Below are 20,233 nucleotides of genomic sequence, written 5' to 3'. Positions count from 1 at the left end.
AACATTTGCGAAAGGGAAATGCATCGAGCTTCCGCCCGCTATGATGTGCCACTCGGTATTCTATATTCTGTTGGTCTGACAGAAACCGGGCGCAAAAACTCGCTTCAGCCCTATGCGATGAACATTGAAGGAAAGGCTGAGTTTTTCCCATCTCAAGCTGCTGCTTTAAGGCGTTTCACCCAGGCACACGCGGAAGGTGTAAAACTTATTGATCTGGGCTGTATGCAGATCAACCACTATTATCATTCCAGCGAATTTCCGTCTGTCGGCGCGATGCTGCAACCAAGCCTTAATGTTGATTATGCAGCGCGCTTCCTAAAGCGTCTGCGTGAGCGCGAAGGCAATTGGACGATGGCAGTAGCGCGTTATCATGCAGGTCCGAATAACGATCCTGCACAGAAGCGATATGTGTGTCGTGTGATGGCAAATATGATCGCAACAGGCTTCGGAAATTGGACGCCTCAGGCGAAAAACTTCTGCGCAGGTTGACCAAGAATCCCACAAAATTCCGGGTTGTAGAGCGGCGCCGTATACACGCTACTTTCATGGGTCTCAACCTCTGATTGCGCGTGACTAGATAATGTGTTTTAGAGGGTAGTTTTTTAAGTCCTTGTAAAGAATCGTTAAACTTCGTGAGCTCGTTAACGACTTGTTAAGCTTTCCAGACCAAAAGTGTCTGGCCTATGCAATCATGGCGATTCATATTAAATTAGATATTACTAAAAAGCCTCCCAATTTATTGCGGGCAATTTTGTGTAATTGCCGCTGACTCCTCATGCCAGCTACTGCTGTCTTGCGTGGGTTAACATATTGATTCGGAAGGCGGGCCGATGATCGTAGTCGTAGATGAGCGGAATATTGTGACTGAGGGGTACTCCTCTTGGTTCAGCCGAGAAGGCATCACGACAACCGGGTTCACACCATCCGATTTCAATGAATGGGTCGAAAGCGTCCCCCATCAGGATATTATGGCTGTAGAAGCCTTTCTAATTGGCGAGTGTGAGGCTCAGAACGGTCTGCCAGCGCGTATTCGTGAACGCTGCAAGGCGCCTGTTATTGCCGTAAACGACCGCCCGTCACTGGAGCACACTCTGGAGCTTTTTCAATCCGGGGTTGATGATGTCGTCCGCAAGCCAGTTCACGTCCGCGAAATCCTCGCCCGCATCAACGCCATTCGCCGCCGAACAGGTGCTTCGGCTGCATCAGGTAATGATGGAACCGAGGTTGGACCGATCCGCGTTTTCTCCGATGGTCGTGATCCACAGATAAATGGTGTGGATTTTCCGTTGCCACGTCGTGAGCGCCGGATCCTTGAATATCTAATTGCAAACCGTGGTCGCCGCTTGAACAAGGCGCAGATTTTCAGCGCGATCTACGGCATTTTCGATAGCGAAGTCGAAGAGAATGTGGTCGAAAGCCATATTAGTAAGCTTCGCAAAAAATTGCGTGAAAAGCTTGGTTTTGATCCTGTTGATTCAAAGCGTTTTCTTGGATACTCAATTAATATCGATTGAGATTCGTGTCTTTTCTATCGAGCTTTTACAAAGCTCAAATCCAACAATTCGCGGTTTTTGAAGGTAGTCTTGTCCGGGCAAGCCTGAAACTGATTGTGTCCTCAGTAAAAGCGTAAAAAAATTCTAAGGCTACAGTTTCACGCAAGCGTGGCCCGATAGCTTATCTGCGGATTCTCAAATTCTCAGGAGTTGCCAATGAGCCTCTACGGTATGATGCGGACCGGCGTTTCAGGCATGAACGCGCAGGCTAACCGCTTGTCGGCAGTCGCAGATAATATCGCGAATGCAAGCACGGTCGGCTACAAGCGCGCCGATGCGCAGTTCTCATCGCTCGTTCTGCCAAGCACCGCAGGCCAGTATAACTCCGGTAGCGTCGCGACCAATATCCGCTATGGTATTTCAGATCAGGGCGGCATTCGTTCGACAGCCTCCGCGACCGACCTTGCAATCGACGGCAATGGCTATTTCGTCGTCAGCAACGCTGATGGCACACCTTACCTCACGCGTGCAGGTTCGTTTGTGCCGGATCAGTTCGGCAATCTCGTCAATACGGCTGGTTATTACCTGATGGGTTATCCTGCGGATGCTAACGGCAATGTTAATACGGTCGCCAACAGCTTTGACGGTCTGGAACGTGTAAACGTGAAGCCGTCGGATCTTATTGCGACGCCTAGCACGGCCGGCAACTTTACCGTCAACCTGCCTTCTACTGATTCGGTCCCTGCTGCTGGCGAATTCAATCACAAGACATCGCTGATCGCTTACGACAATCTCGGCGGCAAGATCACGCTGGATGTCTATTTTACCAAGACCGCCGATAATACCTGGGATGTTTCGATTAAGAACGCCGCAGATGGTGTTGAAGTCGGCACGACAACGCTGAACTTCGATGGCACAAATGGTAAGCTGCTTTCTGGCGGTGACGTTGCTGTCGATCTGACAGCTTATAACGGTCAGGCGTTGAACCTTAATCTTGGTTCGTCCAAGCAACTCGCAAAAGACTATACGATCACTGAAGCTGTTATCAACGGTCAGGCCCCTTCGTCTATCAAGGGGGTTGATATCGGTAAAGACGGTTCGGTTGTTGCTCTTTATGAAAACGGTTCGCAGAAGCTGCTTTACCGTATTCCACTGGGAACTGTGGCAAGCCCGGATCGCATGTCGGTGATAAGCGGCAACGTTTTCTCGCCAAGTGCAGAATCCGGCAATATCCAGCTAGGTTTCCCTGAAAACGGGGGCATGGGCAAGGTTTCTGCAGGTGCGCTTGAAGAATCCAATGCGGATATCGCGCAAGAGCTGACTGATATGATCGAAGCTCAGCGCAGCTACACCGCTAATTCGAAGGTCTTCCAGACCGGCTCCGAATTGATGGACGTGTTGGTTAACCTGAAAAGATAAATTGATGCAATTCCGGGGAGGTGGTCAGCCTCTCCGGAATTGCAGTTTTAAAACTGGACTGTTTTCGCAACAAAGACGGTTCGATGTAGGATGGGGATAAGATGTCGCTTAGTTCTGCTCTTCTGACGGCCAAAAGCTCGCTTGCGGCAACGTCCAAGCAGACGTCAGTCGTCTCTCGCAATATTGCGGGAGTCAATGATCCTGATTACTCGCGCCGCACTGCGTCGCTGGCTTCGGGGTCGTATGGTTCGCTTTATGTCAATATAAGCCGATCCGCTGACGAAGCGTTGTTCAACCGCTTTATTCAGTCAAACAGTGCTGCATCGTCATCATCCATTCTTGCAGGCGGACTTGACCGCCTTTCGTCGCTTTATTCTGCAGATAATTTCTCGGGTTCGCCTTCGGCGTTGATCGGCGATCTTCGCGATGCGCTCCAGACTTTTGCTGCCTCGCCATCCAATTCGGCCCTTGGTGATAGCGTTGTTTCGACTGCCCAGTCACTAGCCAATGCACTGAATACAGGCACGAAACAGATCCAGTCTCTGCGCACAGATGCAGATAATGAAATCGCGGACTCCGTTGCCAATATCAACGATGTGTTGGTGAAGTTCGAGAAGATCAATCAGCAGATCGTTAGCGGCACACGTGCCGGCAATGATGTGTCCGATTTTCTTGATCAGCGCGATTCACTGCTGAAGCAGCTTTCCGGCGAACTGGGCATTACAACATTGGTCCGCGGCGATAATGACATGGTCATCTTTGCGGAAAATGGCGTGACGCTGTTTGAAACCACGGCGCGCAACATCAGCTTCGAACCCTCTGGCGGTCTGGCGGCTGGTGTCGCTGGCAATGCAGTTCTCGTCGATGGTGTGCCACTTACACATGAAACATTCGATCAGCCTTATGGCACCGGCCGTCTGAGCGGGCTTCTGCAGCTGCGTGATCAGATTGCGCCGCAATATCAGATGCAGCTCGATGAGATCGCTCGCGGTCTGGTGTCGATGTTTGCAGAAACCGAACAGGCTGATGCAGGTCCAAAACTAACAGGCCTTTTCGGCTGGTCAAATTCGCCTGCCATTCCGGGCGCGGGTGTTGCAGCTGGTCTCGCAGGCACGATCAATGTGTCATCGGCGTTTGTTGCAGCCGAAGGCGGCAGCTCGCTGCTGCTGCGCGATGGCGGTGCAAATGGCGCGAATTACAAGTATAACTCAGCCGGTGCGAGCGGCTTTAGCGATCGTCTGCGTGCTTTAAATGAGGCGTTCTCCGAGCCACTGACGTTCGCTTCGTCGGCTGGGCTCAGTTCAAATGCGAGCCTGATCGATTACAGCGCGTCGTCCATCAGTTGGCTGGAAGGCAAGCGCAAGACTGCGAATGCCAATTTCTCTTATAACCAGACTGTAGCAGTTCAGGCCGATCAGGCTCTGTCCAATGCCAACGGTGTCGATATAAACACCGAAATGGCGCTGCTTCTCGATCTGGAACATTCCTATCAGGCATCAAGCCGCGTGTTGACGACGGTCAACGCCATGCTTGACGAACTCCTCAGAGCGGTGTGAGGCTTATGAAAGCGCAATCTATTTCTACCTATGGTGCAGCTTCAGCCCTCAAGGTTCTCGTAGCAAAGACGAAGGCTGAGCTTGCAAAGGCGCAGCAGGAAGCCACCACTGGTACGGTTTTCGATGTTGGTTTGTCGCTTGGTTCCAAGGCTGGACAGACTATATCGCTGCGCAAAGAATATGATCGCCTTACCGTTCTCACCGACATGAACAAGCTACTGCAGCAGCGCATGACGACGACACAGACTGCGACCACGACCATTATTGAGAACACGCAAGATTTTCTTGGTGATCTAACAGGTGCCAACAGCACCGTTGAAAGTGCCCAGACTGCGGCGAAAGTGGCAAAGTCTTTGCTGGATTCAGTCACAGGCCTGCTAAACACCAGCTATAACGGCGAATATCTCTTCTCAGGTGTCAACACGGATGTGAAGCCGATTGCTGACTACACGGAAGGCAGCCGGGCGCAGAATGCAGTTCGCCAGGCATTTGAAGTTCATTTCGGCTTTGCTATGGATGATCCGCAGGTCGCCAATATCACTGGCGACCAAATGAAGACCTTCCTTGAAGGTGATTTTGCCGAGCAATTCAATGATGCTAACTGGGATGCCAATTGGTCGAATGCCTCTGATACGGTGATCAAGAGCCGCATTTCACCGACCGAAACAGCTTCGACCTCCATTTCGGCGAATGCTGATGGTTTCCGCAAGACCATAATGTCTGCTGTCATGGTTTCCGAGTTCGCAACGATTAGCTTGAGTAATTCGGCGTTTCAGGCTCTGACAAATCAGGCAATGCAGACCACAACGCAGGCAATTACGGAGACGACTTCTGAGCAGACGACGCTGGGTCTCGCTCAGCAGCGCACTAATGCCGCTACAACACGGATCGGGGCGCAGCAGAAAATCCTCAATGAATCGGTTCTGGACCTTGAATCGGTCGATCCTTATGAGGCTGCCACGCGCGTCAATGCGCTGATGTCGCAGATCGAGACTTCTTATGCGCTAACTGTTCAGCTGCAGAATATGAGTTTGCTCAACTATCTGAAATAAAACCATTTGAGCGCTATACGCTCTCTCGATGCATAAAGGTCGGTGTCAATTATGAGGTCGACGAATCGTGCTTTTAATACGGTGGGGCGCTCACCCGACCTGAAGAAGAACATCACAAATCGGGCAGCGTGATGCGGTTCGTACGAGTGATGCCGGAAAACGGAGACTAAATGTATCAGCTGCGCTACGAAGACGTCATGAATGATGATATGGCGAGCGCCAAGGAACGCGAGCGGATGCTTTTTGATCGCTCGATTGAAATGCTCGCCGCTGCGAAAGCCCATGGTGCGGGATCGCGCGAGGGCATCGATGCTTCCTACTTCACAACCAAGCTGTGGACCACAATCATTGAAGATCTTGGTTCAGAAGAGAATGTGCTTCCAAAAGAACTGAAAGCCGCAATCATTTCGGTTGGAATCTTCATTCTCAAAGAAATCGAGCAAATTCGACAGGGTGAAAGCACCGATTACGACACTCTGATCGAGGTTACTCAATCTATACGTGACGGACTTTGACATGACGACGAGCGGCAAATCAGCGATCCGTCTTTCGCTACGTGCAGGCGAAAAGATTTATATCAACGGTGCGGTTTTGAAAGCTGACCGTAAGGTTTCGCTGGAGCTTTTGAACGACGCGACATTTCTTCTGGAAAACCACGTTTTGCAGCCGGAAGAGACGACATCCCCGCTGCGTCAGCTCTATTTTGCGGCACAGACGATCCTGATTGAGCCGGCTCTGAGGGAACAGGCGCGCAACACATTTGCACAGATGTTGAAGGGCATGTTTGCGACGTTCAAGGATGCGGAAATCCTCAATGCGCTCAAGCTCGTTGATGAGCTGGTGCATAACGGGCGCGTCTTCGAGGCACTGAAAACAATTCGCACGCAATATAAGCGTGAGGCAGAGCTGATGGGTGAAAAAGGCCTGTCGGTGCCTGCCATACAAACAGAAAAGCCTATGGCATCGGCCCAAGAATCTAAGTCAGTTTTTGGAACCAGAGCCGTGTAAAAACAAACAGATAGAGCATTTCCAGTAATTCAGCTTTAACAGGAAATGCTCTAGAGCGTCCTTTGGGACAAACAGCGCTCTAAGGGGCAAGTCTATGACGACAACATCGACAGTCGGCGCCAACAATACGGCAAACTCGTCATCAAGCAGCAGTTCCGCCGCCGCCAAGGCGAGTGTGGATTATGATTCCTTTCTGAAGCTTCTCGTTACCCAGATGCAGAACCAGGACCCCACACAGCCGATGGATGCGACGCAATATGTCTCGCAGCTTGCGACATTCTCCAATGTCGAACAGGCAGTGCAGATGAACAGCAAGCTCGAAACGCTGATCGCCAATTCGTCGCTTTCGCAGGCTGAAGGCTGGATTGGTCGCACGCTGACGAGTGCTGACGGCGCGGTTACGGGTGTGGTCAAGTCTGTCACGATTCAGTCTTCGGGGATGCTTGCTGAACTCGAAGACGGCAAGACGATGCTGATCGGCCAGGGCGTCAAGATCAGTTAAACGATGTCTCCAAAACCGACTGCGGGTTTTGAGACAATCGCATGCGCTAAAAATCTAGATTGAGACGAAGTTTCGATAGTTCATTTGAACCGAAACTGGGCAAAAGCGCTGTGCGCTGAGGACCTTACCTGTGAACGAAGCTGATGCGCTCGATATCGTAAATTCGGCGATCTGGACCGTGCTTATGGCGAGCGGTCCAGCCGTACTTGCGGCAATGCTTGCAGGTATCGGCATCGCGCTTTTTCAGGCTTTGACCCAGATTCAGGAAATGACGCTGACTTTCGTGCCGAAGATCATCGTTATTTTTGTGGTGCTTGCCTTTACCGCGCCATTTGTTGGCGCGCAGATCAACTCTTTCACGCTGCTGGCCTATTCGCGCATCGAAAAGGGTTTCTAGAGCGCGTTCCGATCTGATTTTATCAGATCGACGCCCTAAGCCGTCTTATTGGAAACATAATCTTATCGATCTTCGTTTCACTCCGACAGGATTTTTGCTCTAACGCAGCCCTCGCGCAAGCTTCGTCGTTTATGTTCCGTCTGATAACAGGAGACGGACGTGCAGCAGGCAGTAGCTAAGCCATTGACAAAACGTGGAATTCTGACCGGTGGCGACATGGGCCTTGCTGCCGGTATCGTCATTATTTTGACAGTGCTTTTCCTGCCGGTTCCAGCGGTTGTTCTGGATATCGGCCTTGCTTTCTCGATTGCGTTCTCCGTTCTTATCCTTATGGTTTCGCTGTGGATTCAGCGCCCGCTTGATTTTTCGGCGTTCCCGACGGTGCTGCTTATTGCGACCATGATGCGTCTGTCGCTCAATATTGCCACGACACGCGTGATCCTGACCCATGGTAACGAGGGCTATCTGGCGGCAGGCCATGTTATTCATGGCTTTTCGCAGTTTGTGATGGGCGGTGATTTTGTCATCGGTCTTGTGGTTTTCACCATCCTCATCATCGTCAACTTCCTGGTTATCACCAAGGGCGCGACACGTATTGCGGAAGTAGGTGCCCGCTTCACGCTCGATGCTATTCCCGGTAAGCAGATGGCGATTGACGCCGATCTTTCGTCGGGTCTGATCGACGAAAAGCAGGCACAGCATCGCCGTCGTGAACTGGAAGAAGAAAGCTCGTTCTTCGGTTCGATGGACGGTGCGTCCAAGTTCGTCCGCGGTGATGCGATTGCCGGTTTGATCATCACCGCTGTCAATATTTTCGGCGGGATTATCATTGGCGTTACCCGCCATGGTATGGATATTTCGGAAGCTGCTGACGTCTTCACCAAGCTCTCGGTTGGTGACGGTCTGGTTACGCAGATCCCTGCGCTGATCGTTTCGCTCGCAGCAGGTCTTCTGGTGTCCAAAGGCGGGACCCGCGGTTCCGCAGATCAGGCGATCTTTGGCCAGCTCGGCGCTTACCCCAAGGCGCTTTTGATTGCTTCCTTCCTTCTCTTTGTTCTCGGCATCATGCCAGGCCTCCCGGCTTTCCCGTTCTTCCTGCTTGGTGGTGCGATGGCATTTGTCGGTATTGCCGTGCCACGCCGTCAGGCGCGTCAGCGCGAGGCAGAAGAGGCAGAAGCACAGTCGAAGCAGCGTGACGCAGAAGACCTGGAACGCAACTCGGTCAAGGCTTCGCTGGAAACCACACAGATTGAACTTTGCCTGGGCAAGCAGCTTTCCGCACGCCTTATTGCTTCGCAGCAGGAACTTGCGCACCGCGTTGCCAAGATGCGCAAGAAGTTTGCGCAGGAATATGGTTTCGTCATCCCAGAGATCAAAGTTACCGACGATATTTCGCTGCCGCCAAAGAGCTATCGCATCAAAATTCACGGTACCGCAGTTGCGAGCCATGAATTGCGGGTCGGTGAAATTCTCGTGGTGTTGGGCGAGCGTCCATTGCCATCCATTCCGGGTGAGGAAGTACGGGAACCAGCTTTCGGTATGCGTGCTTATTCCGTGCCCGAGACTTTTGCTTCAGATCTTCGCCGCGATGGCTATATGACTGTCGACAACTTGTCGGTTCTGCTTACCCATCTTAGCGAAATCGTGCGCAATAATCTGGCGCAGCTTCTCTCCTACAAGGATATGCGTATTCTGCTGGACCGCCTTGGTCCGGAATACCGCAAGCTTCTGGATGACATTTGCCCAGCCAATATTTCCTATTCTGGTTTGCAGGCAGTCTTGAAGCTGTTGCTTGCGGAGCGCGTCTCGATCCGCAATCTGCATCTTATTCTCGAATCCATCGCCGAAATTGCACCTCTGGTCCGTCGACCGGAGATGATCGTCGAGCATGTTCGGATGCGGATGGCGCAGCAGATATGCGGCGATCTTTCAGACAATGGTGTTCTGAACGTGCTTCGTCTGGGTAATCGTTGGGACCTCGTGTTCCACCAGAGCCTCAAGCGCGACAACAAGGGTGAAATCGTCGAATTTGACATCGACCCGCGCCAGCTTGAGCAGTTCGGCACAGAAGCAACCACAGCAATCCGCAAACATTTCGATAGTGGCGAGCGTTTCGTCCTCGTTTCTTCGCCGGAAGCGCGCCCTTACATCCGAATGATTATCGAGCGGCTGTTTGCAACGCTTCCCGTGCTTTCACATGTGGAGATTGCGCGTGGTGTCGAAGTGAAATCGCTCGGCGCGATTTCCTGACGGGGGAGTGAACCCGTTGCCCATCACGCAACTGCCGATCAATGAACTTGTCTTTGCGGCCATGCTTGCATTCTGCCGCGTTGGCGCGTGTCTGATGCTGATGCCCGGCATTTCAAGCGGACGCATTCCCTTGCAGGTACGATTGTTTATCGCGCTTGCCTGTTCATTTGCGGTCTTGCCTTTGGTGATCCAAAATATTGCTCCGAGCCTTGATGGCAGCCATCCGCTCGCGATGTTCCGCCTCATGCTCAGCGAAATGTTCATCGGAGGGGTGATCGGGATTCTGGCGCATATCTATTTTTGGGCATTGCAGTTTATGGCCAACATGATGGCAATGGCGGTTGGTTATTCGGGTACCCCAGCAGATGCGATTACGGAAGCAGAACCACAGGCAACGCTTGCGACCATTGTTACTTTCAGCGCGCTATTCCTATTTTTCGTCACGGATTTGCATCTTGAAATTCTGCGAGCACTGCTGAGCTCCTATACGGCTATCCCTGTTGACGGGCATTTCAGGCCTGATGCTGCGATGATCGACATCAGCGATGCGCTTTCTGCAGCATTTCTGGCGACGTTACGCATCGCAGCACCCTTTATCGTGTTTGCGATTCTGGTCAATTTCGCCATCGGTCTTATCAATAAGCTGACGCCGACGATCCCGATCTACTTTGTGTCGATGCCCTTCGTGCTGGGCGGGGGGCTTCTGGTTGTCTACTTCATCCTGCCCGAATTGCTGCGTTTTTTCACCGGCGAAGCTGCAACGCAGCTGCGCGATCTGTTCTGAGGATTGCATGGCTCAAACCAATGCCCGTAATCTGAAAAAGCTTATCACCTTGCAGAAGCTCGGCGCTGCACGGCTGGAAGCCTCGCTGTCTGTAACCAGCAATCGCAAGACTGTTCTGGATGAAGAACGTGACGCGCTGATCGCCATGCAGGATCGCCGTTATGACGGCGATGCCTTTACGGTCGATCCATCTCTGCTCATCAAACGGCTGGGGGCGAATGCGCTCGCAACAGACCAAATTGAGCAGCAGCTCGAATCAGAACGTATATGCCTTTTGAAAGAACAACGTCGGGTAGAACTTTTGGAAGATCGGCTCGAAACTGTTCGCAATGATGCCGAAAGACGAGAGCTTGCAAGCCTGATTGAAGAGTTTGTTAGCCGGAAAACCACCGCGCCGCAAGACTATAAGTCGCGATCTCGATAGAAAAAAAGTAATAAAATCAGTTGTTTGCAATAAATCTGGTGAGTTTGCGCTGGCCGCGTTGACCAAGGTTTTGTCATAAAATTGAAACTGATTCGTACCGCAAGCTTCAGTCAAGTTTGACAGATTAATGTGCAATCAAGAGATGAAGAAGGACAAGTTGTATGGCGATTAATCCGCCGTCAGATCTGGTTATGGACGTGGCGCGTGCGGCTGACCCGCAGGCGTATCGCCTTGCGGCAGAGCGTCTGAAATCCATATCGGCAAGCACTGGTCCCGTGGGCGCTGATACGGATACGGGAAAAAACTTCGTCAGTTTTTCTGAAAGCCTGGCTTCAGGCGTTCGGTTCAATCCGCAAGGGGCGAACACAGTCAACCCGGCTTATCGGAAGTTTGAAGCTTTCATGCTGCAATCTTTCGTCCAGTCGATGTTTACCAGCGATACGACGGCCACCTTCGGCAAGGGCATCGCAGGCGAATACTGGAAATCAATGATGGCCGAAGCGATGGCGAACAAGATGGCCGATACCGGCGGCGTTGGTATCGCAAAAATGCTTGAAGCGCAGGCAGCGCAGAAGGTGCGCGCGGAAAACTCGTCAACCTTGGCCTTAGGAGGCGTGATCGACGATCTGGGACAGGGAATGAACACAGACGCAGTTTCAAAAGATATCGTTCACGGATTTGAACGGCAGCTCATTCAGAAACAACTGGGAAACAATGACAGTGGAGATCGCGCTCGTAGCTGATGCTGAACATCGAGCACAAAATCGAGCGGTCAGGACAGCAAACCCTTCCAAGACCTGACTGGCGAATAAAACCGCGACCCGCTGATACCTACAGCGGTTCCCGCTAAGAACGAAACTTTGGAACCGCTGTAACTGTTTGTTTTTACGCATTATCCGACGCAAAGCCGCTTCGCACTTTTGCTGGAAATGCTATATAATTGAGGAACTCGAAAATGACTGACACAAGCTCCGAAATCAGCCTGCTGCCGCAAGTGGTGGAAGCGGCACTGGAGGCAAGCTCGGTTCAGGACCTGGAACAGCAGCCCGTACTCACGCCGGTCGTGCGTGCAATTCAGCGTCTTGAGGACGTCATTGATACTGAAACTCGTCTTCTGCTTGAAGGCGGTCATCCGGATCTCGCTGAGATTAATTCACGCAAGAGCCGGGGCCTGTATGACTTCAACAAAGCAATTAAAAAGGCTGCAAGCCTTGCTGAACCAGCGACGATGAAGGGATTGCAGCCATTGCTCGATAGCCTCAAGCAGAAACTTGAGAAGAATTGCGAAGCGCTGCAATTGCATCTGCGTGCTGTTGGCGAGCTGGCCGATCTTATTCGCGGTGCGCTTGAAACGCAGGATGCCGACGGCACTTACAGCATGCAGAGCGCAAGGCTCGGTCACGCAAGATGATCCGCACAATCGTAATCGGCCTCTGGATCTGTGCAGTTGCTTTGGGCTCCCTGTTTTTCGCCGTTCGCCAGAACGATGGATCATCTGGTGAGGTGAAAGCAGAGGCAGGAGGATTCGGTGGGCTCGATTACGTCAAAACGGATGTGATGAGCGTTCCTATTATCTCCAATGGTAGCGTTGCTGGCTATGTCGTAACGCAGTTGGTTTATACGATCGATTCTAATATCCGGAAAAAGATCACGGTTCCGCTCGAATATTTCATCAGTGACGAGATTTTCCGTAAATTCTACGGCAGCTATTCGGATACGAAAGAAGTCGAGAAAGTGAAGTTCGAGGATGTTCGCGCATCGGTGATCAGCGATTTGAATGCACGTTTTCCAGAGCCGGTCATCAAGGACCTGCTCGTCGAGCAGTTCAATTATATTTCCGCTGAAGAAATCCGCGCCATGAATATGCGTGGCGGAGCTGTATCACCCAATGCAGCGGGTAAGCAGGCGTCGACTGAACACTAAATTACAGCGTTCCGGCAAAAGTGCGAAGCAATTTTGTGCTGGATAATCCAATAAAAAATAAAGAGTTAGAGTGAATAGTATTTTCCTGCCAGCTGGCTCAGACGTTCGTCATCCAAAGGGGGCAGGGAAGGGTCTACGGTAAACTGAACGCCGACTTCACGTTTTTCACGCCAGACGATCTGCGCCAGAATTGCTCGCGCGTAATGATCGTCAAAAAGCCAGAACCGCTCTGGAAGATTCGGAACTTCGGTTATTCTCAATCGTGCGCCGTGTGGAGCAATGTCGCAGAATTGGCACTCGATAATGAACCGACCATCAAGATCGATAACTTTTCCTGACCGCAGCCGTGTACGCTGTCGTTCCTCCCTACGTCGTTCCTGAGACGGCTTGTTGCGTACCATGAATTTCTGCCTGCTGTTCCCCTTGAAGAGAAAATATAGCAGGCATCGCTTTAGTATGCGTTACCTAAGTTCAGTGCTCACCGCATTTTTCACATCGACCACGCAGTTCCAGCGTGGTTTTACGTGATTTGAACCCGCTTTGGAGGCTCCATGCACTGACAAGGTTTTCAATGGCCGGCTCGGAGAACTCCGTCACCTGACCGCATTGCTCGCAAATCGCGAAAGCAATCAGTCCGTGCTGGTGGCATTGCGGATGGGCACATGCAACAAAAGCATTGAGACTTTCAAGGCGATGTACCATCCCAAAATCAAGAAGCTTTTCAAGTGCGCGATAGACCTGCAGCGGCGCACGGAAACCGTCATCGCGAAGCTGATCGAGGATCGTATAGGCGCTGAGAGGTCCATCCGCCTTGGACAACACGTTGAAAACAAGTGTCTGATTGCGGGTCAAATCGTGCGATGCATGGTTATGGTGGTGATGATTGCTCATTGTCCAGCGGTCCGTTTCAGTGATGCCTCTCCTTTATGTAGGGGCAAGAGGCTGAAAATGAAAATAGCAAGGGTAGCAACGACGATCGATGGGCCAGATGGCGTGTCGAACTCGACAGAACCATATAGCCCGCCAATGACGCCGAGCGCACCAATCAGAGATGCTAGAATGGCCATTCTCTCTGGTGTGGAGGAAAAGCGCCGGGCAGTCGCTGCGGGAATGATCAGAAGCGATGTAATCAGCAAAATGCCGACGATCTTCATCGCAATTGCAATCACAATTGCCAGAAGCAGCATGAAGACGATCCGTGAGACGGCAGGGTTCATTCCTTCCGCACGCGCAATGTCCTCGCTGACGGTTGCGGCCAGCAATGGGCGCCAGAGCCAGGCAATGACACCCAGAACGAGAATGCCGCCGCCATAGATAAAGGCAATGTCGATCCGCGAAACTGCAAGCAGATCGCCGAAAAGGAATGAGAGGAGATCGATACGCACCCAGGTCATGAAGGCTACGATTACCAGACCAAGTGACAAGGTCGCATGGGACAGAATGCCGAGCAGGGAATCTGCCGACAAAGTATGGCGTCGCTGCAGAAGCAGAAGAATTGCCGAAATCATGACGGAAACGGCAAAAACCCCGATCATTAGGTTGATGTCGAAGATCAGCGCCAGCGCCACACCCAGCAGCGCTGAGTGGGCCATCGTGTCGCCAAAATAGGCCATGCGGCGCCACACAATGAAACAGCCAAGCGGACCCGTGGTCAGTGCAAGACCGACACCGGCAATAAGGGCGCGGGTGAAAAAGTCATCAAGCATGTGGCTTCTCCTCATGATGATGGTGGCCCTCGTGCCCGTTCCCACCGTGATTGTGCCCATCATGGTCGTTATGATGGCCGTCATCGGCATGGCAATGATCTGTTACAGAACCATCGGCATGGAGTACGCGGCCATCGGGCAGGTGGGTATGATCGTGGTGATGTTCATAGACAGCAAGAGGAGCGACCGCTCTGCTGCCGAAAAGTCGCGTATATTCGGGGCTTGAGGTCACATCGCGCGGTGTTCCACTGCAACAGACATGGCCGTTTAAGCAGATAACGCGATCTGTTGCTGCCATCACCAGATGCAGATCGTGTGAAATCAGCAGGACACCGCAACCGGAATCATCGCGCAATTTTGCAATCAGCTCGTAAAGAGCGGCTTCACCGGAAAAATCGACGCCCTGTACCGGCTCATCCAATACCATAATGTCGGGTTTGCGTGCTAAAGCGCGCGCCATGAGGGCGCGCTGAAACTCGCCACCGGAAAGATTGGCAATTTCGGCTTTCAGGAGATGGGAAATGCCGACCGCCTGAAGGGCATCCGCAATTTCACTTTTGCCGAGGGGGCCAGTCAGTGTCATCAGGCGCTCGACTGAGAGCGGCATGGTACGATCAATATTGATCTTCTGCGGCACATAGCCGATGCGAAGGCCGCTTTTATGGGCGATCGCGCCCTCATCGGGCTTCAAAACGCGCAGAGCCATTTTGGCAGTAGTGCTTTTCCCCGCGCCGTTCGGTCCAATCAGCGTAACGATCTCGCCGTGATGGACGCTAAGGTCGACATTGCGCACAAGCCATCGCCCGTCGCGATAAACGCCGGCGCCTTTCAGCTCTATCAATGGTTCCCGCTTTGAATTTGCGGGGAGGGAGGTCTTTTGGGCCATTCTAATTTGGGCTTTCGCTGCCTTTAACGATGCTTTTGGGAAAATGAATCGTGCGTTCTAAAATTCTTGTCTCAAGAATTAGGGAGAGTATGACGATTCGTGTCTGTTTGCGTTGGCCGTCTCTCGGCTGTGCACATTTCTCCAAAAAGAGGTTGTATCTCCTTATTGCAGACGTTATAGCATAACGCAAATGACGTAATAAAATAACATATCACTCATCTATGTTGTTCCCCTCGGCGAATTCTTCAAGAGAGACCCATGAAACATATCCGCTCCCTGCTTATGGCATCTGCATTTATGGCGGCTTTCGGTACAGTGGCGTCAGCCGCTGAGCGCGAAGGCGTCGTTGTTTCCATCAAGCCGCTGCATTCGCTTGTCGCAGCAGTTATGCAGGGCGTGGGCGAGCCGAAGCTCATTGTTCAGGGCGCGGGCTCTGAGCATTCCTATAGTCTGAAGCCATCGGATGCCGAAGCCATTGAACATGCCAAGGTGATTTTCTGGGCCGGGCCTTCGATGGAAACGTTTCTCGACAAACCGTTCGACACATTGGGCGAGGGTGCCAAGGTTGTTGCACTTGGCGAAGCCGACGGGCTGACGAAGCTAAAGTTCCGTGAAGGTGGCCCATTTGAGGCACACGATCATGGCGGCGAGGAAGGCGAGCACGCGCATAACAATGACCATGAGGGCCACAAGCACGAAACTCATGACCATGCGCGTGAAAAAAAGCATGACGACCATAATCACGCCGATGAAGCATCAGAAAAAGCCGATGATCACCACCATCATGGCGAGTTTGATCTTCACTTCTGGCTTGATCCGCAGAACGGCAAGGTTCTCGTCGGTGATATCGCCAAGGTTCTGAGCGAAAACGATCCTGAACATGCCGCGCAATATGAAAAGAATGCTGCCGACTATGCCGACAAGCTTGATGCGCTGACCAAAGATATCGACAGCGAACTCCAACCACTAAAAGATAAACCGTTCATTGTCTTCCATGACGCATATCAGTATTTCGAGAATCGCTTTGGCGTGAAGGCTGCAGGCTCGATCACAGTGAGCCCTGAAAAGGCGCCGGGTGCTGGACGCATCAAGGATATTCACGAAAAGATCAAATCACTGGGCGCTGTTTGCGTGTTCTCCGAGCCGCAGTTTGAGCCAAAGCTGGTCAATACGGTTATCGATGGAACGGATGCGAAAACCGGCACGCTTGATCCGCTTGGCGCGGAATTGAAGGACGGCCCGGATCTCTATCCGCAGCTCATACGCAATCTGGCCGATTCCCTCAAGAGTTGCTTGTCTGAGTAGCATTGGTCGCACCCTCGTTCTGGGGCCCCACCCAGAAGCGACCTGTTGTGGTGCCGGGCTGCCTGTATGGGCGGCCCGGCATCTTAGATACGCGATGATTGATTTGAAAATCCCTCCATTCAAGTGCAGGTCGGGATTTTGCAGTGTACCAATGTTAAACCAGCCCCTGCTCACGCCGGATCACCCGTCGAGTATATTCTAACTGGATCTCTCAAAAGGTGGCTTTGCCGCCTCCTTTTAGCCAATTGAATGTAATGATATAACATTAATCGCCAGCAACGCTGCAACCGCAGCGTGCCTTACAACCGCCAGCAAAGGAGTTCCCATGAAAAGGCTTCCCGTCACTGTCCTCTCCGGCTTTCTCGGTGCAGGCAAAACCACACTTCTCAATCACGTTCTCAACAATCGCGAGAATCGCCGTGTTGCGGTGATCGTCAACGATATGAGCGAAATCAATATCGATGCGGCCCTTGTGCGCGAGGGCGGGGCCGACCTCTCCCGGACCGAGGAACAGCTCGTTGAAATGACCAATGGCTGCATCTGCTGCACTTTGCGAGATGATCTTTTGAAAGAGGTAGCCCAGCTCGCCGCTCAGGATCGTTTCGATTATCTGCTGATCGAATCGACTGGCATATCGGAGCCTCTGCCGGTGGCAGCAACCTTTGAGTTTCGTGATGAAAAAGGCGAAAGCCTGTCCGATCTGGCGCGCCTCGATACGATGGTAACGGTGGTTGATGCAGCCAATCTGCTGAAAGATTATTCTTCAAATGATTTTCTGCGCGACCGCGGTGAATCGCTGGGCGATGAGGATGAGCGTACGCTGGTCGACCTGCTGGTCGAACAGATTGAGTTCGCAGATGTTGTGATACTCAACAAGATTTCGACTGCGAGCGCGGAGGAGCAAGACCTTGCGCGCAAGGTGATCCGGTCGCTCAATCCCGATGCCCAAATTGAAGAAGTGGACTTCGGTCAGGTCGGACTTGATGCGATCCTCAATACACGACGCTTCGATTTCAATCGCGCTCATGAACATCCCCTTTGGTACAAAGAGCTTCACGGCTTTAACGATCATGTGCCTGAAACAGAAGAATATGGCGTGCACTCATTCGTCTATCGTGCGCGTCGTCCCTTCGATCCGGCCCGCTTTCAGGCCTTTATTGATAAGAGCTGGCCGGGTGTTGTCCGCGCCAAGGGTTTTTTCTGGCTGGCGACAAGGCCCGACTATGTTGGAGAGCTCAGCCAGGCCGGTGCGCTGGTCCGTACCAACAAACGTGGTCGCTGGTGGTCGGCAGTTCCGCGCAGCTATTGGCCGGCAGAACCGGAATGGCATCGTGCAATGCAACCCTATCTCGATGCAGAATGGGGTGATCGTCGGCAGGAGATCGTCTTTATCGGCGTCGATCCAATGAACAGGGCCGCAATTTCCGCCGAGCTTGATGGCTGCCTGGTGCCAGAAGAAGTGTTCAAGCCGGAAAGTTGGCTGCGCCTGAGTGATCCGTTCCCTAGCTGGTCGGTCGCGGCGTAAAAAACTACTCAGCCGACAGCGCGGCGATTTCGGCAGCCCTGCTGTCGGCAAGCGTGCGATGGTCGAGCACATTGGCGATTGCTTCACGCACGTCGAGCATCATGTGCCGCACTTCACATTCGGTCTCATCGCAGTCATCGCACGGCTGGTAGTCGGTCTTGCTGGCGCAGGCGATGGGTGCGAGCGCACCGTCCAATGCGCGGATAATATTGCCAATATGAATTTCACTAGCGGGACGTGCCAGACAAAAGCCGCCACCCTTGCCTTTGCGACTCAGCACAAAGCCCGCATTGCGTAGTTCGATGAAGATGTTATCGAGAAATTTGCGTGGGATGTGATGCCGCTCGGCAATCTCACTTGCGGAAATTAGCTGCCCATTAGACACACCGGCAAGATGAACCATGGCTTTCAGGCCGTATTTGCCTTTTTTGGTTAGCATAGCATCCCTGCAGCAATGTCCTTTGGACGATCCAATACCAATGATTATTCCCAAGAGAATTAGGGAGGAAAGCACCTTGCGGCAAGTTACTTTCGCGTCGCAGCCGCTTGATCTCTGTCATTTTGTAAGGCCAGAGCTAAAGCGCCTTGCAAGCTGTCGCCCTTTGCCGGGGTATAAAACTCCTTATACGGTAGCAAATCGAGCGCACCATAAGATGCCGCCAAACCGCCGGTTATGCTGAAGCGCCCCAGAGCTTTGATATCTAAGGCACGCAGGTTCCGCTTGATCATGATGCAGGCATCAGAAACAAGTTTCATGCCGAGAGGGTCGCCCTTCGCTGCAAACTCAAACACCATGGGGGCGAAGGCCGCATAATCACCGGCAGTTGCCGAGCGGGAAAATTGCGTGATCCGCCTTGCGTCGTCACCAAAATTACCGAGAGTTTTTCGGGTCAATTCCGTTTCGTCGTTGATTCCATCTGAAACCAGCAACGTCTGCTCAAGAAGATCACGGCCAAGACGGGCTCCGCCTGCGTGATCGCTGAGCATAAAGCCGCGCCCGCCAATAACATCGACCGCGTCGCCGGTTCTTTTCACAAATGCCGAGCCGGTTCCGAGAATCGCAATGGCACCGTCGCCATTTCCAAGTGCGCCCTGCAGAGCTGTTACCGTATCGGAAACGATACTGCTTCTACCAAACGGCAGTTCCTTATAAACGGCGACATGGTTGGTAAGTGAGTTCGCACCGGCAAGGCCAAGTACGGCAACGCTCGTTATATATATAGAAGGAGGTAAGTCGGCCTGAAGGCGCGCCTGCTCGGCGACTTCCTTTATATGCAGGATGGCATTTGCCGTATCCGCACCTATATTAGCAGGACCAGCCATTCCCTTTCCGAGAATGGCTCCGTTTCGATTGGACAGCACTGCGCGGCATCCGCTGCCGCCGCCGTCGATTCCGAAGTAGTAATGCATTGGCTTGTCGTTTCATTGTCGTAAAGATGGGAATCAGCCCGCCGCAACGGTTGAAATTCAGTTAAAAGCCACCATATCCCCTTTGGAAAGAAACTTTGTATTTTTTTATGAATGAACGTTGACAGTTTTGTTGTGTGGGGTCTATATGGCGCTCACCGAGGGCGGCGAGCGTCGCAAGCGACAGAATGGTTCGTCCTTGGAGTTGGGTTAAGCGATTGAGATTTCGGTTTTGATTGTTTGGTTTGGCGGCGTTGAGTGGGCGCGAGTTTGCTTGATGTATTGAGGAAGGAACGGTTGATAAGGCTGTGAATTTCTTGAAAAAAATGGGTTGACACGGTTTGCGCTGTGGATTAGATACCCGGCACCGCAGAGACGGAGCGAGACGAGATTGAGAGTTTGGGCCGAAAGGTTCTGATGACTGAGATTGGGTCGCGGAGTTAAGCGGGTGAGTTTTCGACGGTTTTGAGACTGTCTGTTCTTTGACAATTTTATACAGAAGAAAGAGAAACGTGGGCGGCATTGTCTGCTGATGGTTCGGGTAACCGGATTATCGAACAGAACTTTGGCGGACACGTTTCTTGATAGAACTATGT

The 20,233-nt window shown here is 52.2% G+C and carries 23 protein-coding genes; 17 read left to right on the top strand and 6 right to left on the bottom strand.

All coding sequences use genetic code 11. From position 1 onward, the window contains the following. Positions 1 to 18: 18 nt before the first annotated feature. From QSJ70_RS05615 to QSJ70_RS05545, 15 genes are all read left to right on the top strand, one after another. Entirely contained in the window at positions 19 to 489 is a 471-nt protein-coding gene (locus tag QSJ70_RS05615) for a transglycosylase SLT domain-containing protein (RefSeq protein ID WP_502871665.1), read from the top strand. Positions 490 to 830: 341 nt separating this feature from the next. Further along, positions 831 to 1,514, top strand: coding sequence for a flagellar transcriptional regulator FtcR (gene ftcR, locus QSJ70_RS05610; RefSeq protein ID WP_215778298.1), 684 nt, complete (start codon positions 831 to 833; stop codon positions 1,512 to 1,514). 195 nt (positions 1,515 to 1,709) lie between these two features. Further along, positions 1,710 to 2,912: a flagellar hook protein FlgE gene (locus QSJ70_RS05605; protein WP_285535109.1), complete on the top strand. Its 1,203-nt coding sequence runs from the start codon at positions 1,710 to 1,712 to the stop codon at positions 2,910 to 2,912. Positions 2,913 to 3,013: 101 nt separating this feature from the next. Beyond that, positions 3,014 to 4,468: a flagellar hook-associated protein FlgK gene (gene flgK / locus QSJ70_RS05600; RefSeq protein WP_285535108.1), complete on the top strand. Its 1,455-nt coding sequence runs from the start codon at positions 3,014 to 3,016 to the stop codon at positions 4,466 to 4,468. A gap of 5 nt (positions 4,469 to 4,473) precedes the next feature. After that, complete coding sequence (locus QSJ70_RS05595; protein ID WP_215778303.1) at positions 4,474 to 5,520, top strand: flagellar hook-associated family protein; 1,047 nt, start codon at positions 4,474 to 4,476, stop codon at positions 5,518 to 5,520. A 170-nt stretch (positions 5,521 to 5,690) separates the two neighbouring features. Continuing rightward, complete coding sequence (gene flaF, locus QSJ70_RS05590) at positions 5,691 to 6,035, top strand: flagellar biosynthesis regulator FlaF (RefSeq protein WP_215778305.1); 345 nt, start codon at positions 5,691 to 5,693, stop codon at positions 6,033 to 6,035. A 1-nt stretch (position 6,036) separates the two neighbouring features. After that, positions 6,037 to 6,528 (top strand): flagellar biosynthesis repressor FlbT, encoded by a 492-nt coding sequence (gene flbT, locus QSJ70_RS05585; RefSeq protein ID WP_215778307.1) that lies wholly within the window; start codon positions 6,037 to 6,039, stop codon positions 6,526 to 6,528. Between the two features lie 94 nt (positions 6,529 to 6,622). Further along, positions 6,623 to 7,030 (top strand): flagellar hook assembly protein FlgD, encoded by a 408-nt coding sequence (gene flgD, locus QSJ70_RS05580; RefSeq protein WP_215778309.1) that lies wholly within the window; start codon positions 6,623 to 6,625, stop codon positions 7,028 to 7,030. 130 nt (positions 7,031 to 7,160) lie between these two features. Then, positions 7,161 to 7,427 (top strand): flagellar biosynthesis protein FliQ, encoded by a 267-nt coding sequence (fliQ, locus tag QSJ70_RS05575; RefSeq protein ID WP_064321443.1) that lies wholly within the window; start codon positions 7,161 to 7,163, stop codon positions 7,425 to 7,427. 159 nt (positions 7,428 to 7,586) lie between these two features. After that, the gene (gene flhA / locus QSJ70_RS05570; protein WP_502871664.1) at positions 7,587 to 9,677 is read left to right on the top strand and encodes a flagellar biosynthesis protein FlhA; all 2,091 of its coding nucleotides are present in this window, start codon (positions 7,587 to 7,589) and stop codon (positions 9,675 to 9,677) included. Between the two features lie 16 nt (positions 9,678 to 9,693). Further along, the gene (fliR, locus tag QSJ70_RS05565; protein WP_285535106.1) at positions 9,694 to 10,461 is read left to right on the top strand and encodes a flagellar biosynthetic protein FliR; all 768 of its coding nucleotides are present in this window, start codon (positions 9,694 to 9,696) and stop codon (positions 10,459 to 10,461) included. A gap of 7 nt (positions 10,462 to 10,468) precedes the next feature. Further along, on the top strand, positions 10,469 to 10,885 hold the full coding sequence (locus QSJ70_RS05560) for a hypothetical protein (protein WP_285535105.1): 417 nt from the start codon (positions 10,469 to 10,471) through the stop codon (positions 10,883 to 10,885). Between the two features lie 161 nt (positions 10,886 to 11,046). Continuing rightward, the gene (locus QSJ70_RS05555) at positions 11,047 to 11,628 is read left to right on the top strand and encodes a rod-binding protein (protein ID WP_215778316.1); all 582 of its coding nucleotides are present in this window, start codon (positions 11,047 to 11,049) and stop codon (positions 11,626 to 11,628) included. A 212-nt stretch (positions 11,629 to 11,840) separates the two neighbouring features. Next, positions 11,841 to 12,296, top strand: a complete 456-nt coding sequence (locus QSJ70_RS05550; protein ID WP_215778318.1) for a flagellar protein FlgN — start codon at positions 11,841 to 11,843, stop codon at positions 12,294 to 12,296. Beyond that, entirely contained in the window at positions 12,293 to 12,808 is a 516-nt protein-coding gene (locus QSJ70_RS05545) for a hypothetical protein (protein WP_215778320.1), read from the top strand. Before QSJ70_RS05550 ends, QSJ70_RS05545 begins: the two co-directional genes overlap by 4 nt. Positions 12,809 to 12,873: 65 nt before the next feature. Here QSJ70_RS05545 and QSJ70_RS05540 read toward each other — a convergent pair whose 3' ends face one another. The 4 genes from QSJ70_RS05540 to QSJ70_RS05525 all read right to left on the bottom strand — a co-directional run bounded on the left by QSJ70_RS05540 (position 12,874) and on the right by QSJ70_RS05525 (position 15,400). Then, positions 12,874 to 13,209, bottom strand: coding sequence for a PilZ domain-containing protein (locus QSJ70_RS05540; protein ID WP_215778321.1), 336 nt, complete (start codon positions 13,207 to 13,209; stop codon positions 12,874 to 12,876). A gap of 70 nt (positions 13,210 to 13,279) precedes the next feature. Beyond that, positions 13,280 to 13,699 (bottom strand): Fur family transcriptional regulator, encoded by a 420-nt coding sequence (locus QSJ70_RS05535; protein ID WP_215778323.1) that lies wholly within the window; start codon positions 13,697 to 13,699, stop codon positions 13,280 to 13,282. After that, positions 13,696 to 14,514, bottom strand: a complete 819-nt coding sequence (gene znuB / locus QSJ70_RS05530; protein ID WP_215778325.1) for a zinc ABC transporter permease subunit ZnuB — start codon at positions 14,512 to 14,514, stop codon at positions 13,696 to 13,698. The genes QSJ70_RS05535 and znuB overlap by 4 nt, the downstream gene beginning before the upstream one ends. Next, complete coding sequence (locus QSJ70_RS05525; RefSeq protein ID WP_215778326.1) at positions 14,507 to 15,400, bottom strand: ATP-binding cassette domain-containing protein; 894 nt, start codon at positions 15,398 to 15,400, stop codon at positions 14,507 to 14,509. Before QSJ70_RS05525 ends, znuB begins: the two co-directional genes overlap by 8 nt. 258 nt (positions 15,401 to 15,658) lie before the next feature. On the opposite strand from QSJ70_RS05525, the gene znuA reads away from it, so the two are divergent. Next, positions 15,659 to 16,705 carry a zinc ABC transporter substrate-binding protein ZnuA gene (gene znuA / locus QSJ70_RS05520; protein WP_285535104.1) on the top strand — a complete coding sequence of 349 codons (1,047 nt, stop codon included), beginning with the start codon at positions 15,659 to 15,661 and terminating at the stop codon, positions 16,703 to 16,705. Between the two features lie 325 nt (positions 16,706 to 17,030). Continuing rightward, positions 17,031 to 18,230, top strand: a complete 1,200-nt coding sequence (gene zigA / locus QSJ70_RS05515; RefSeq protein ID WP_285535103.1) for a zinc metallochaperone GTPase ZigA — start codon at positions 17,031 to 17,033, stop codon at positions 18,228 to 18,230. 4 nt (positions 18,231 to 18,234) lie between these two features. On the opposite strand, the gene QSJ70_RS05510 is transcribed toward zigA, so the two are convergent. Together QSJ70_RS05510 and QSJ70_RS05505 are read right to left on the bottom strand one after the other, a co-directional pair. Beyond that, the gene (locus tag QSJ70_RS05510) at positions 18,235 to 18,669 is read right to left on the bottom strand and encodes an RrF2 family transcriptional regulator (protein ID WP_285535102.1); all 435 of its coding nucleotides are present in this window, start codon (positions 18,667 to 18,669) and stop codon (positions 18,235 to 18,237) included. Positions 18,670 to 18,755: 86 nt separating this feature from the next. Beyond that, positions 18,756 to 19,640 carry a glucosamine kinase nucleotide-binding domain-containing protein gene (locus QSJ70_RS05505; RefSeq protein WP_285535101.1) on the bottom strand — a complete coding sequence of 295 codons (885 nt, stop codon included), beginning with the start codon at positions 19,638 to 19,640 and terminating at the stop codon, positions 18,756 to 18,758. Positions 19,641 to 20,233: the final 593 nt, after the last annotated feature.

The sequence above is a fragment of the Brucella sp. NBRC 12950 genome (assembly GCF_030268145.1).
Lineage (GTDB): Bacteria > Pseudomonadota > Alphaproteobacteria > Rhizobiales > Rhizobiaceae > Brucella.
This window is presented reverse-complemented; position numbering and strand designations above follow the sequence as displayed.